At 70.4% G+C, this 13,562-nt stretch carries 12 protein-coding genes; 11 read left to right on the top strand and 1 reads right to left on the bottom strand.

Annotated features, from left to right (window positions below; genetic code table 11):
- Positions 1–62: 62 nt before the first annotated feature.
- Positions 63–695, bottom strand: a complete 633-nt coding sequence (locus ACFVDI_RS21435) for a TetR/AcrR family transcriptional regulator (protein ID WP_328529078.1) — start codon at positions 693–695, stop codon at positions 63–65.
- A 127-nt stretch (positions 696–822) separates the two neighbouring features.
- Here ACFVDI_RS21435 and moeZ point away from each other — a divergent pair, with 127 nt between their 5' ends.
- The 11 genes from moeZ (at position 823) to ACFVDI_RS21490 (ending at position 13,403) form a co-directional block, all read left to right on the top strand.
- A complete protein-coding gene (gene moeZ / locus ACFVDI_RS21440) occupies positions 823–2,037 on the top strand; it encodes an adenylyltransferase/sulfurtransferase MoeZ (RefSeq protein WP_378909845.1) in 1,215 nt (404 codons plus the stop codon).
- A 161-nt stretch (positions 2,038–2,198) separates the two neighbouring features.
- Entirely contained in the window at positions 2,199–2,489 is a 291-nt protein-coding gene (locus tag ACFVDI_RS21445) for a hypothetical protein (RefSeq protein ID WP_328529080.1), read from the top strand.
- Positions 2,486–3,118 (top strand): class F sortase, encoded by a 633-nt coding sequence (locus ACFVDI_RS21450; RefSeq protein ID WP_378909849.1) that lies wholly within the window; start codon positions 2,486–2,488, stop codon positions 3,116–3,118. Before ACFVDI_RS21445 ends, ACFVDI_RS21450 begins: the two co-directional genes overlap by 4 nt.
- A gap of 112 nt (positions 3,119–3,230) precedes the next feature.
- Entirely contained in the window at positions 3,231–4,100 is an 870-nt protein-coding gene (locus ACFVDI_RS21455) for a hypothetical protein (protein WP_378909851.1), read from the top strand.
- Positions 4,101–4,183: 83 nt separating this feature from the next.
- The gene (locus tag ACFVDI_RS21460) at positions 4,184–4,504 is read left to right on the top strand and encodes an MGMT family protein (protein ID WP_378909854.1); all 321 of its coding nucleotides are present in this window, start codon (positions 4,184–4,186) and stop codon (positions 4,502–4,504) included.
- A 40-nt stretch (positions 4,505–4,544) separates the two neighbouring features.
- Complete coding sequence (locus ACFVDI_RS21465; RefSeq protein WP_378909874.1) at positions 4,545–5,210, top strand: lysophospholipid acyltransferase family protein; 666 nt, start codon at positions 4,545–4,547, stop codon at positions 5,208–5,210.
- Between the two features lie 89 nt (positions 5,211–5,299).
- Positions 5,300–6,007, top strand: coding sequence for a hypothetical protein (locus ACFVDI_RS21470; protein WP_378909856.1), 708 nt, complete (start codon positions 5,300–5,302; stop codon positions 6,005–6,007).
- Positions 5,988–6,422 (top strand): cupin domain-containing protein, encoded by a 435-nt coding sequence (locus tag ACFVDI_RS21475; protein ID WP_378909860.1) that lies wholly within the window; start codon positions 5,988–5,990, stop codon positions 6,420–6,422. Before ACFVDI_RS21470 ends, ACFVDI_RS21475 begins: the two co-directional genes overlap by 20 nt.
- Positions 6,423–6,427: 5 nt before the next feature.
- The gene (locus tag ACFVDI_RS21480) at positions 6,428–6,733 is read left to right on the top strand and encodes a DUF1905 domain-containing protein (RefSeq protein ID WP_378909863.1); all 306 of its coding nucleotides are present in this window, start codon (positions 6,428–6,430) and stop codon (positions 6,731–6,733) included.
- An 86-nt stretch (positions 6,734–6,819) separates the two neighbouring features.
- Entirely contained in the window at positions 6,820–10,143 is a 3,324-nt protein-coding gene (locus ACFVDI_RS21485; protein WP_378909865.1) for an ATP-dependent helicase, read from the top strand.
- The gene (locus tag ACFVDI_RS21490; protein WP_378909871.1) at positions 10,089–13,403 is read left to right on the top strand and encodes a UvrD-helicase domain-containing protein; all 3,315 of its coding nucleotides are present in this window, start codon (positions 10,089–10,091) and stop codon (positions 13,401–13,403) included. The genes ACFVDI_RS21485 and ACFVDI_RS21490 overlap by 55 nt, the downstream gene beginning before the upstream one ends.
- Positions 13,404–13,562: the final 159 nt, after the last annotated feature.

The following is a 13,562-nucleotide window of genomic DNA, read 5'->3' on the forward strand; positions in this document are numbered from 1 at the left end:
CCCGCACTCACTCGCACCCGATGAGCGCTTCAGCGCTCCGCGAATTGCGAAGCAATCGCCAACTAATCCGTCTTCGGGTAGCCGCCGATGCCGCGCCAGGCTAGGCCGGCGACGAGGCGGGCGGCGTCGGCCTGGGAGAGCTCGCCGTTGTTGTGGAGCCAGTAGCGGGCGCTGACCTGGATCTGGCCGACGAGGCCCACCGCGAGCAGATGCGAGGCGGTCGGGGCGAAGCCGGTGTCCTCCGCGATGACCTCCGCGATCACCTCGGCGCACTCGTTGGTGACCCGGTCGACCTGCTCGCGCACGGCGGGGTCGTTGGTCAGGTCGGACTCGAAGACGAGCCGGAAGGCACCGGACTCGGAGGCCACGTAGTCGTAGAAGACCTCGACGGTGCGAGCCACGCGCTCCTTGTTCTCGTCGGTCGACGCCAGGGCCTCCCGGCAGCGATCGATGATCTCGTTCGCGGACTTCTCCAGCAGCGCCAGGTAGAGGTCGAGCTTGCCGGGGAAGTGCTGGTAGAGAACGGGCTTCGAGACCCCGGCTCTCTCCGCGATGTCGTCCATCGCAGCAGCGTGGAAGCCGTAGGCGACGAAGACCTCGAGAGCGGAATCGAGAAGCTGGGCTCGTCGTTCCGTTCGGGGCAGTCGCGCCCCTCGCGGTCGAGTGGGGTCGAGCTCGGATTGGTGCGTGGTCACCCCAGCAGCCTACCCGCTGGTACTCGGATCGCGGGACGCGTCGTTGCCTCGCCCACGGATGAGGGAACATGGAGAAGTGCCTGCGGTGTTCAAGCAGGCATACGTACGTCCTAACTGAGGAGCCGTTGTGTCCCTAGCCCCGCTCGTGGAGCCCGCTGACGAGCTGACGATCGACGAGGTGCGCCGCTACAGCCGCCACCTCATCATCCCCGATGTCGGCATGGACGGGCAGAAGCGCCTGAAGAACGCCAAGGTGCTGGTCATCGGCGCCGGCGGTCTCGGCTCGCCCGCCCTGCTCTACCTGGCCGCGGCCGGCGTCGGCACCCTCGGCATCGTCGAGTTCGACGAGGTCGACGAGTCCAACCTGCAGCGCCAGATCATCCACAAGCAGTCGACCGTGGGTCAGCCGAAGGCCGACTCGGCCGCGGCGGCGATCCGCGAGGTGAACCCGTACGTCGAGATCGTGCTGCACGACGTGCGGCTCGACAACGACAACGTGCGCGAGATCTTCACCGGCTACGACCTCATTGTCGACGGCACCGACAACTTCGCGACCCGCTACATGGTCAACGACGCGGCCTACTTCCTGGGGATCCCCTACGTCTGGGGCTCGATCTACCGCTTCGACGGCCAGGCCTCGGTGTTCGCGCCGACGCTGACCGACGACGCTCCCTGCTACCGCTGCCTCTACCCCGAGCCGCCGCCCCCGGGCATGGTCCCCTCCTGCGCCGAGGGCGGCGTGCTGGGCGTGCTCTGCGCGAGCATCGGCTCGATCCAGGTCAACGAGGCCATCAAGATGCTGACCGGCATGGGTGAGCCGCTCGTCGGCAAGCTGATGATCTACGACGCACTCGAGATGGAGTACCGCAAGCTGAAGGTCCGCAAGGACCCCAACTGCGCGCTGTGCGGCGAGAACCCGACGGTCACCGACCTGATCGACTACGACGCCTTCTGCGGTGCGCTCTCGACCGAGGCGGCCGACGCCGCGGCCGGCTCGACCATCTCGGTCACCCAGCTCTCCGAGATGATCAAGGAGCGCGAGGAGGGCAGCCGCGACTTCGTGCTCGTCGACGTGCGCGAGCCCAACGAGTACGAGATCAACAAGATCCCGGGCGCGGTCCTGATCCCCAAGGGCGAGTTCCTCAACGGCAACGCGATCCCGCAGGTGGCCGAGCTCACCGGTGACGGTGCCAAGCCGCTCGTGTTCCACTGCAAGAGCGGCGTACGCAGTGCCGAGGTGCTCGCGATCGCCAAGGGCGCCGGCTACGCGGACGCGGTCCACGTGGGCGGTGGCGTGGTGGCGTGGGTCAACCAGATCGACCCGTCGCAGCCTTCCTACTGATCAGTCGCTCATCAACGAAGGCGCTTACTGAACTGTTGGCCAGCGGTGGCCCCTCTGGGGCTGCCGCTGGCTTTCTTTGAGCGTGGCGAAACCGATAGTTTTGCGATCGCAGCTGCGGGGGGCGGAGTTGCATCAATGCCCGAACCTCGGAGGATTCGACGTTGTCCACACGCGCTCGTCTCAGCGCGACGCTCGCCGGTGCCACCCTGGCCGGCGGACTGTTTCTCGGTGCCCCTGCCCACGCGAGCGACCAGACCCCGGAGCCGGCCTCCGGCGCGGCGGTCGGCTCTGCGATCGACCCGGAGAGGCTGGAGTCGAACGTCGCGGACCCGACCCGCGGCGTACCGCCGTCCTATGTCTTCGCCGGCGTCGGTGCGCTGTTGATGGGGGCGGGTGCCGGAATGGCCGTACGTCGCAAACGAGCTGAGGCTGTGGCACCCTCGGCCGAGTGAGCAACGGTCAACCCAGCCTGAGGACCTTCGTCGGCGAGATCTTCCTCGTCGTCCTCGTGGTCGCGGTCGGCGTGCTCGGCTACGCCGCGTACGACTACTACACCAAGATCGACGAGGCGCAGAAGAGCAACGCGACCCCGCCGGCGACGACGTCCTCGATCCCGGCCGAGGCGCTCGCCGAGGTGCCGAAGAAGAAGGGCAAGGTACGCGGCGTCTCCATCCCTTCGCTCAACGTGCATGCCGACGTGGTGCCGCTGGCGATGGACGGGGGCACGCTGACGCCGCCCGCCGACGCCTCGCTCATGGGGTGGTGGAAGGGCGGCGCCAAGCCGGGAGCGGACGAGGGCTCCGTGCTGATCGTCGGCCACACCCTGCACAACGGTGGCGGCATCCTCGACCGGCTGGGCGAGGTGAACGAGGGCGACGAGATCGTCGTGCGCACCAAGAGCGACGAGTTCAGCTACACCGTCCGGTCGGTGCGCGACCTCTCCAAGGAGCAGGTCGCCAAACGCAGCTCGAAGCTCTTCGACCCCGACGGCGAGGCGAGGCTGGTCGTGGTGACCTGCGACGACTGGGACGGCACCTCGTTCCAGGGCAACACCGTGGTGGTCGCGGTTCCGCAAGGGTGAGCCGCCGGGTTCGGACGCCCGGAAACCCCGGGTGGTGTAAACGGGTCGTAACCTCAGGCCACCACACCTCGTTGTTCTGTGAGTCACATCACCTACGAACAGAGGCCCCCACATGCTCCGCACCCGTCGCTCCGTACGCCGCGCCGCAGCAATCGCCGCCGGCACTCTGACCGCCGCGCTCGCCCCGGCCCTGGTCCCGAGCCCGGCGCACGCCTGGGCTCCGGCCGACTCGGCCACGATCACCCCGGGCGTGATGATGTACACCGATGGCGCCCAGTGCACCGCCAACTTCGTCTTCACCGACTCCGCGTCCAACGTCTACGTCGGCTACGCCGCCCACTGCGCCGGTCTCGGCGAGGCCACCGACACCAACGGCTGCGACGCCAAGTCGCTCCCGCTGGGCACCACGGTGACCTTCAACGAGGGCGGATCGCTGCTGAGCGAGGGCACCGTCCTGGGTAAGGGGAAGCTGGCGTACTCCTCCTGGCTGACCATGCAGAAGCTCGGCACCAAGGACGAGGACGCCTGCGCCTACAACGACTTCGCCCTGGTCAAGGTGGACGCCGCCGACGCCGGCAAGGTCAACCCGAGCGTCCCGATCTGGGGCGGCCCGACCGGCATCGACACCGACGGCACCGCGGCTGGCGACAAGGTCTACTCCTACGGGAACTCCTCGCTGCGCGCCGACGTGGACCTGCTCTCGCCGAAGGTCGGCCTCTCGCTCGGTGACGACGTCAACGGCACCCGCTGGTCGCACCCGCTCTACAACCTCACCCCGGGCATCCCCGGTGACTCCGGCTCGGGTTTCCTGAACGCCGACGGCCAGGCGGTGGGCACGCTGTCGACCCTGGGCCTGGCTCCGCTCGCGGGCTCCAACAACATCGGCGACATGGACCTCGAGCTGGAGTTCGCCCAGGCGAACTCGGGCATCTCCGGTCTGCGCCTGGTCAACGGCACCGAGCCGTTCAGCCCCATCCTGTGACAGCACTGCTGGTCGAGCCGTGAGGCCGCCTGCGGCCACCCGCTCGCTAGCGCTCGCGGGGCTCGACCAGCGAAAGTAGCGACATGAGTGATCGGGAGGCGTACGTGGAGGCCGTTCTGCGTCTTGTCGAGCAGATCCCACGCGGGCAGGCGACTACGTACGGCGCGATCGCCGATGCCCTCTTCGACGAGTTCGGAGGCGGGCCTCGGCAGGTCGGCTCGGTGATGGCGCGCGAGGGCGCGGGAATGCCGTGGTGGCGGGTGGTGCGGGCCGATGGCTCGCTCCCCGCCTCCCACGGAGAGGAGGCCCGGCAGGCCTATCTCGAGGAGGGCACCCCGCGGCGTACGTCGGGCGCGGTGGACCTGCGCGAGGCGCTGTGGCTTCCACCTCAGAGTCCGGGCTGAGCGGGCGCTCGCGCCTGCGCGAACCTAGGATGGCGGCGTGATGTATCGCGTCCTCCACGCCGTCGTGCCACCCCTCCTTCGCGCGGTCTGGCGCCCGACGGTGACCGGGGGCGAGAACGTCCCTCGTGCCGGCGGGGTGATCCTCGCCAGCAACCACCTCAGCTTCGCCGACTCCATCGTGATCCCGTCGGTCTCTCCCCGGCCGGTGCACTTCCTGGCCAAGTCCGACTACTTCACCGGCACCGGGATCAAGGGCGCCGCCCAGCGGGCCTGGTTCGAGGGCATGGGGATGCTGCCGGTGGACCGTGACGACCCGCAGGCCGCGCTCGGCTCGCTGGAGGTGGCGCTGGACGTCCTCGGCAAGGGCGAGGCGTTCGGGATCTACCCGGAGGGCACCCGCTCGCGCGACGGGCGGCTCTACCGGGGGCGTACGGGGGTGGCGCACCTGGCGCTGACCGCCGGCGTTCCCGTGGTGCCGGTGGGTCTGCGGGGGACCGCGGAGCTCCAGCCGGTGGGGTCGAGCCTTCCGCGGCTGGCGAAGGTCACGGTCGAGTTCGGGAAGCCGATCCAGGTGGCGGGCCGCTTCGACGGCGTACCTCTGGGCAAGGCCCGCCGGGTCATCACCGACGAGGTGATGGAGGCGATCGCCGCGCTGAGCGGCCAGGAGGTGGCCGGCGCCTACAACGAGCGACCGGCCGACGTCTGATCGGCCGACTGCCTGTTGCCTGCCTGTTGCGCCGCGGCGAGAAGGGGCGCATTCTGGAGGGTGGACCCCTAGCAGCCGAGGTGAGGCAGATGGCCACCACGACCGTGTTGCAGGACGAGCTGCGACACAAGCACGACGAGCTCGCTGGGCGCCTGGCCCACGCTCGCAGGATCATCGCCAGGCCGGAGCAGACCCGCCGGGGCTGCGCACCGATCGACCAGTTCAACGCCGGTACGTCTCGACACCTGCACGCGGTGGGCGAGGCGCTGCTTCCGGCGGTCTCGGCCCATTGCGAGGGCGGAGCGCGGCTGGTCCACGACTATCTCCCGGCGGCGAAGCACCTGGAGGTGCTGCTCTTCCACGTGAAGGCGCACGAGTACGGCTCCACCTGGGAGACCAACCGCGGGTGGCCGACACTGTGGGGCGAGGTCGAGGAGGCGCTCGGCGCCCAGGAGGAGAAGGAGGAGGAGCTGGTCTCGCACCTCGCCGAGGAGGCCTCCGACGACGTGCTCCTGCTCGTCGCCGAGCGCATCACCGCCGCCGAGCAGACGGCGCCCTCGCGCCCGCATCCCTACCTCCCGCACACCGGTCTGCCGGGAAAGGTCGCCCGCCGCCTGGCGCGTCCCGTCGACGCGATCTGGGACAAGGTCGAGGGCCGCTCGCTCGGCGGGCCGAAGCCGCCGCCGCACAGGGCACCGGGGCTGTTCGGGCAGTACCTGCTCGGTGATCCGCGCTTCCCCGACGAACCGGCCGACTCTGCTGACGAGACCCGGCACAATGAGCCGGGTGACCGCTGATCCCATCACCTCTGAGCTCGACCTTGCGCCGCACCCCGAGGGCGGGGCGTTCCGGCAGACCTGGGCCGCTGCCGAGACCGTGACCCTGCCCGACGGACGCGTGCGTCCCACCGCGACGCTGATCTACTTCCGCCTCCTCGCCGGGGAGTCGTCCGCCTGGCACCGCGTCACCTCCGACGAGATCTGGCTGGCGCACACCGGCGTGGTGTCGCTGCAGTACGGCGGCGCCGGCTCGACGCCGGTCGACGGCGAGACCGTGCTCGTCGGCGTGGACCTCGCCGCCGGTCAGGTGCCGCAGGCGGTCGTGCCGGCGGGGGTGTGGCAGCGTACGGTCCCCTCGGACGAGGATGCGCTCGTCTCCTGCGTGGTCTCGCCCGGCTTCGACTTCGACGACTTCGAGCTCGCCCCGGAGTAGGTCGGATGGAGTACGCCTTCGAAGGAGCTGTCATCGAATGGCGCGGGCCGGCGCCGTTCTACTACGTCCCCATGCCCGTCCAGGACGCCGAGGACCTCAAGGAGGACGCCAAGGGCCTGGAGTACTGGGGTCAGGTCGCCGTCACCGCCACCATCGGCACGACCACCTTCACCACCGCGCTCTTCCCCAAGGACGGCACCTATCTGCTGCCGTTGAAGGTCGTCGTACGGAAGGCGGAGGAGATCGACCTCGACGACGTCGTCGCCGTGCGGATGCGCCTGGGGCACGACGTCGGAGAAGCGGGGATCTGATCCAGTGCAGGATCAAGCGGAAGCGCTGCGCGAATCGCGAAGCAATCGCAGTCAACACTGTCGGTGGTTTCTGCTTGGGTAGTCCTGTGAGTGTCGCGTACCGCCTTGCCCCGCCGCCGAGCGCAGCCGCAGTGCCGGTGCTGGACGAGCACCAGCGGTCGGTCGTGGAGCATCCCGGCGGGCCACTGCTGGTGCTGGCCGGGCCCGGGACGGGCAAGACGACCACGCTGGTGGAGGCGGTGGTCGACCGGATCGAGAACCGCGGCGTACGTCCGGACCAGCTGCTGGCGCTGACCTTCTCGCGCAAGGCCGCCGAGCAGCTGCGCGACCGGGTGACCGCGCGGCTGGGGCGGACGCTGTCGGGGGCGGTCTCCTCGACGTTCCACTCCTTCGCCTACGGGCTGGTGCGGAGGTACGCGCCGGCCGAGCTCTACGCGGCCCCGCTGACGCTGCTCTCCGCCCCTGAGGCCGACGTGGTGCTGCAGGAGCTGCTGGCCGACAGCCCGGAGTCGGTGCGGTGGCCGGAGCGGTTCCGGATGGCGGTCGGCACCCGCGGGTTCGCGCGCGAGGTGCAGACCGTGATCGCCCGGGCGCGCGAGCGCGGGCTCGATCCCGACCAGCTGGTCGCGCTCGGGCGTGAGGAGGGGATCGAGGAGTTCGTCGCCGCCGGCTGGTTCCTGGAGCAGTATCTCGACGTGCTCGGCGCCCAGTCGGCCATCGACTACCCCGACCTGATCATGCGCGGAGTGATCGAGGCCGAGCGGCATGCGGCCGAGCTGCGGGCCGAGTTCGCGTGCGTCTTCGTGGACGAATACCAGGACACCGACCCGAGCCAGGTCGCGCTGCTGCAGGCGCTGGCGGGCGACGGCCGCGACCTGATCGCCGTCGGCGACCCGGACCAGTCGATCTACGGGTTCCGGGGGGCGGACGTCAACGGGATCCTCGACTTCCCGTCGCAGTTCCTGACCAGGGAGCGGCGGCACGCGCCGGTCGTGGCCCTGGGCACGACCCGCCGGTTCGGTTCGCGGCTGCTGCGGGCGTCGCGGTCGATCGCCGCGGGCATCTCCGTGCGCGGCTCGATCCCGGCCTCGGCCTACGACACCTTCCGCAACCCGCATCCGCTGGCGTCCGACCCGGGCCGCGCCGAGGTGCTCACCTTCGACACCGACCGCGCCGAGACCGAGCACATCGCCGACCTGCTCCGCCGGGCCCATCTCGAGGACGGCATCGACTGGTCGGACATGGCGGTCCTGGTGCGCTCGGGCCGCAGCTCGATCCCGCAGCTGCGCCGGTCGCTGACCGCCGCCGGGGTCCCGGTGGAGGTTGCCTCCGACGAGACTCCGCTGGTGCGCGAGCCCGCCGCCGCGGTGCTCCTGGACGCACTCGGGGTGGTCGTGGACGCCGACGTCGAGTCCGAGCTCGACGAGCGCTACGTACGCCCCGAGCGCTGCGAGGAGCTGCTCACCGGTCCGCTCGGCGGGCTCGACGCCACCGACGTCCGCGCGCTCATCCGCACGCTGCGGGCCCGCTTCCCGGACGTCGCCGCGCATGATCTCGTACGCCGCGCCGTGCTCGATCCCAGTTTCGCCGCTGGTCGAGCCGCGAGCGCCAGCGAGCGTGTCGAGACCAACACAGTCGAGTCGAGCGCCGAACGGGACCGTGTTGGTCTCGACGCGGATTCGTTCGCACCTCACGAATCCGGCTCGACCAGCGGGGGCGAGGAGCGGGTGCTGGGGCGCGTACGCCGGCTCGCGGCTCTTCTCGCCGATGCCCGGACGGCGCTGAAGGACGGGGCCGGGGCGGAGCAGGTGCTGTGGACGCTGTGGGACGGTGCCGAGTGGGGGCTGCGGCTGCGGGCGCAGGTCGAGTCGGGTGGTCCTGCCGCGCGTCTGGCCCACCGGGATCTGGACGCCGTCGTCGCGCTCTTCGACACCGCCGCCAAGATCGAGGGCCGTCAGGAGTTCACCTCGGTCGGGACCTTCCTGGCCACGCTCCGCGCCCAGGAGATCCCGGCCGACACCCTGGCCGACAAGGGTGTGCGGGGCTCGTCGGTGCGGCTGCTCACCGCCCACCGCTCCAAAGGCCTCGAATGGGGTCTCGTCGTGGTCGCCCACGTGCAGGAGGGCGCCTGGCCCGACCTGCGCCGTCGTGACTCGCTCCTCGGCCCCGACCGGATCGCACCGGCGCTGCCGGACGGACACCACGGCGGGCTGCTGCCGCCGCTGACCCGATCCGCCATGCTCGCCGAGGAGCGTCGGCTCTTCTACGTCGCCGCCACCCGGGCCCGGTCTCGGCTGATCGTGACCGCGGTGAAGTCGCCCGACGACGACGGCGACCAGCCCTCGCGGTTCATCAACGAGCTCGGCCTGCGCGAGGACCAGATCCGTCACCGGGTCGGCCGCCCGGCGCGCCCGCTCTCGCTCGCCGGCCTGATCGCCGAGCTGCGCCGCACCGCCGCCGACCCGGCTCAGCCCCTGGCGTTGCGCGAGGCCGCCGCAAGGAGGCTGCAGAAGCTGGCTGCCACCGAGGTGCGCGGCAAGCGGATCGCGCTCGCCGCGGATCCGGCGACCTGGTGGGGGCTGCGGGCACCGACGTACGCCTCGGCTCCGGTCCGTCCCGAGGACCGTCCGATCACGCTGAGCGCATCGGCGCTGGAGGCGATCCTGACCTGTCCCGCGCAGTGGTTCCTGGCCCGCGAGGCGGGTGGCGCGGTCACGGACTCCTCGAGCCAGGGGTTCGGCAAGGTGGTGCACGCCATCGCCGAGCAGCTTGCCCGCGGCGACCTGGAAGCGGCCACCGTCGAGGACCTGATGCCGTTCGTGGACGAGGTGTGGGGTCGCCTGGAGTTCCGTACGCCCTGGTCAGCCGCCCGCGAGCGCGAGGCGGTCCGGGATGTGCTGGCGCGGTTCCTGACCTGGCACCGGCGCCCCGGGGCGCGGACCGTGATCGGGTTCGAGGAGCAGCTGACCGCGAAGGTCTCGCTCCCCAGCGGGGAGACGGTGCGGCTGAACGGCTATGCGGACCGGCTGGAGCTCGACGAGAGCGGCCGGATCGTGGTGGTCGACCTGAAGACCGGGAAGTATCCGCCGACCGCGCAAGAGGTGAAGGAGCACGGCCAGCTCGGTCTCTACCAGCTGGCGGTGGAGCACGGAGCGGCCGCGTCACTGGCGCAGGGCGCGACCTCCGGGGGAGCGGAGCTGATCCAGCTGCGTCACGCCGCGGGTTCGGGGAGCGAGCTGCCGAAGGTGCAGGTGCAGGCACCGGAGCCGCCCGAGATCATCAACCAGCTGGAGAAGGCGGTGGCGACGGTGCGCGCCGAGGAGTTCGTGGCCAGGCCCGGCAAGCAGTGCGACCGGTGTCAGTTCGTCGCGCTCTGCCCGGCGCAGACCTCGGGATCGGTGCTGTCGTGAACCCGATGAAGGTGGAGACCCCTGAAGAGCTCGCCAAGCTGATGGGCCACGACTGGCTCTACAGCGAGGAGCAGTTCCGCGCGATCACCGCTCCGCTGGAGCCGGCCGTGGTGATCGCCGGCGCCGGGTCCGGAAAGACCGCGGTGATGGCCGCCCGAGTCGTGTGGTTGGTCGCCACCGGGCGCGTACTTCCGGGGGAGGTGCTCGGTCTGACCTTCACCACGAAGGCGACCGCAGAGCTGGCGACCCGGATCCGGGAGTCGTTGCAGAAGGCCGGCCTGTGGCCCGAGCGTCACGAGGGTCCGCCACGGCCCGGTGAGGAGGGCGAGGAGGAGCCGACCGAGCCGACGGTCGCGACCTACCACTCCTACGCCTCCGGCCTGCTCGCCGAGCACGGGCTGCGGATCGGTCACGAACCCGACACCCGGCTGATCGCCGACGCGACCCGCTACCAGCTCGCCGCCCGGGCCGTGGCCCGGCACACCCACCCGGTGGAGAAGCTCACCGACTACCCCAAGCTGGCCGTGCAGCAGCTGCTGGCGCTGGACGCCGAGCTCTCCGAGCACCTCGTCGACCCCGCCACTCTGCGTGCCTATGACCGCAACGAGCGGGCGCTGTTCGCGCTCGAGGTGGCGGATCTCAACGCCCAGCTCGCCGACGGCAAGCGGGTCAAGACCAAGCTGAGCAAGGTCGAGAAGGCGATCGACGCGATCGACAAGCGCTATGAGCTGCTCGACCTGGTCGACGGCTACCGGCGCCTCAAGGACCGGCTCGGGCTGATGGACTTCTCCGACCAGATCGCTCTGGCCGCGCGGCTGGCCGTGGAGACGCCCGAGGTCGGCGAGATCGAGCGCGGGAAGTTCAAGGTCGTGCTCCTCGACGAATACCAGGACACCTCGGTGGCCCAGGCCCAGATGCTCGCCCGCCTCTTCGGCGACGGACACCCGGTGACCGCCGTCGGCGACCCCAACCAGGCGATCTACGGCTGGCGCGGCGCCTCGGTGAGCAACATCTTGAAGTTCTCTCGGGACTTTCCTCCGGCTGGTGTCACGGGTGGGGTGGTCTCGACAAGCTCGACCACCGAATACTCCCTCACGGTCAACCGCCGTTCCGACGCGCGGATCCTCGACACCGCCAACCATCTGGCCGCCCAGCTCTACGAGGGCCGCGAGAAGGAGCGCCTGGTCGCCGCCGAGGGAGCGCGCGACGGTGAGGTGCGGGTGCATGTGCACGAGACGTACGACGACGAGCTGGTCTGGCTCGCGGACAAGGTGATCGAGGCTCATGAGGCGGTCGGCGAGTGGAAGGAGATCGGCGTCCTGACCAGGGACAACTCGCAGGCGGCCGCGGTCTTCGACGCGCTCACTGCTCGCGAGATCCCGGTCGAGATCGTCGGCCTGAAGGGGCTCCTGCGGCTGCCGGAGGTGGCCGAGGTCGTCGCCACAATGGAGCTGCTCCACGACGTCACCGCCAACGCCGCGCTGCTCACGCTGCTCGCCGGCCCGCGGTGGGCGATCGGGCCCCGCGACCTGGCCATCCTGGGCCGCAGATCGCGCGATCTGGCCGGGGTCGTCGGCGGCGCGGAGGAGTTCGCCGACATCGAGCGGCAGCTGGAGGCAGCGGTCGAGGGCACCGACCCCACCGAGATCCCCTCGCTCAACGACGCGCTGGAGGACCCCGGCGACGCCGCCGACTACGACTACTCCCCGCAGGCACGGGAGCGGTTCAAGCTCCTCTCCGACGAGCTCCGCGGTCTCCGGCGAGCGGTCAACGAGCCGCTCCTCGACCTGGTCCGGCGGATCATCGACGTCACCGGCATCGACGTCGAGCTGGCCGCATCGGTCTCCCCGGCGGCGTCGGCCCGCCGCGACAACCTCGATCTCTTCGTGCAGGCGGTCGCCGAGTTCGAGGGACTCGACGGCCAGGTCTCCCTCGCCGCGCTGCTGGCCTACCTGGAGGCGGAGGACGAATACGGCCAGGGCCTCGACGTCGCCACGCCCTCGGAGGCCGACTCGGTCAAGCTGCTCACCGTTCACCGTGCGAAGGGGCTCGAATGGGACGTCGTCTTCCTGGTCGGCGTCACCCACAAGAAGTTCCCCACCGGCCAGACGCGCTCCTCGTGGCTGACCGTCCCCTCGGTCATGCCCGCCGCACTCCGTGGAGACCGCGACGACCTGCCGCAGCTCCACGGTCACGATGCCGACTCGATCGACGAGCTCCTCGCCGAACGCAAGGAGCACGAACGGGTCGAGGAGCTCCGGTTGGCATACGTCGCCTGGACCCGCGCCCGCCACGTCCAGTTCGTCTCGTGCTGGCGCTGGTCGCCCTCGCTGAAGGAGGGGCGCGGGCCGTCGGTCTACGTGGAGAAGACCCGCGAGGCCCTGCTCCAGTGGGGTGCCAAGCCCGACCGCTGGGCGGAGGTCGTCCCCAAGAAAAGTGGCACAGCGGGTGAGGAGGAGAGCCCGTACGCCGCGCTGGAGGTCGACCTCCCCTGGCCGATCAACCACCACACCCCTGAGGTGGAGCGCCGCCTGGAGGCGGCCAGGCTGGTCCGGGAGGTGGGGCCGGGACCCGACGATCTCGACGACCTCACCCTGCTCGAGACGGTGAACCAGTGGGACGAGGAGATCGAGCGGCTGCTCACCGAGGCGGAGCGTGAGCGTGCCCCGGAGGTCGTCGTGCCGCTGCCGTCCTCGCTGTCGGCCACCGCCATGTCGAAGCTGCGCGACGACCCGATCGGCTTCGCCGCCGACCTGGTCCGCCCGATGCCGCGCAAACCGTCCTCGCAGGCCCGCTTCGGCACCCGGTTCCACGCCTGGGTCGAGGCCCGCTTCGGTCAGCAGGACCTCTTCGACCCCGACGACCTGCCCGGCCGCGCCGACCACGGCATCGAGGACGAGTCCGGACTCGAAGAGGTCATCGCCGCCTTCGAGCAGGGCCCGTTCGCCGACCGACCACCGTTCCGCGTCGAGGCCGCCTTCGCGATCGTCCTGGCCGGCCAGGTCGTACGCGGCCGGATCGACGCCGTCTACCAGGAGCCTGACGGGAGCTTCCTGATCGTCGACTGGAAGACCAACCAGGCTCAGAATGCCGACCCGCTCCAGCTGGCTCTCTATCGGCTTGGGTGGGCTGAGCTCATGGGGGTGCCGCTGTCGAAGGTTCGGGCGGCGTTCTACTACGTGCGGTCGGGGAGGTTGGTCGAGCCTTCTTCGCTTCCTGGGAGGGGGGAGTTGGAGCGTCTCTTGGACGGGGGGCGCTAGCGCCTTCTTCTTTCGGCGCGCATTGGCTGCTGTGTTTTCGGGGGACTGTTTGCCGCCGACCCGTTACGGGAGGGTGTTCTCAGCGGCGTCCGGAGTAAAGGACGGCCTTCGGCCGCCGGCTTCGCCGGCCGCATCGCGGTCCTTGACACCGGCCGTCGC

Source organism: Nocardioides sp. NPDC057767, assembly GCF_042798275.1.
In the GTDB taxonomy this organism is placed as follows: Bacteria; Actinomycetota; Actinomycetes; order Propionibacteriales; family Nocardioidaceae; genus Nocardioides.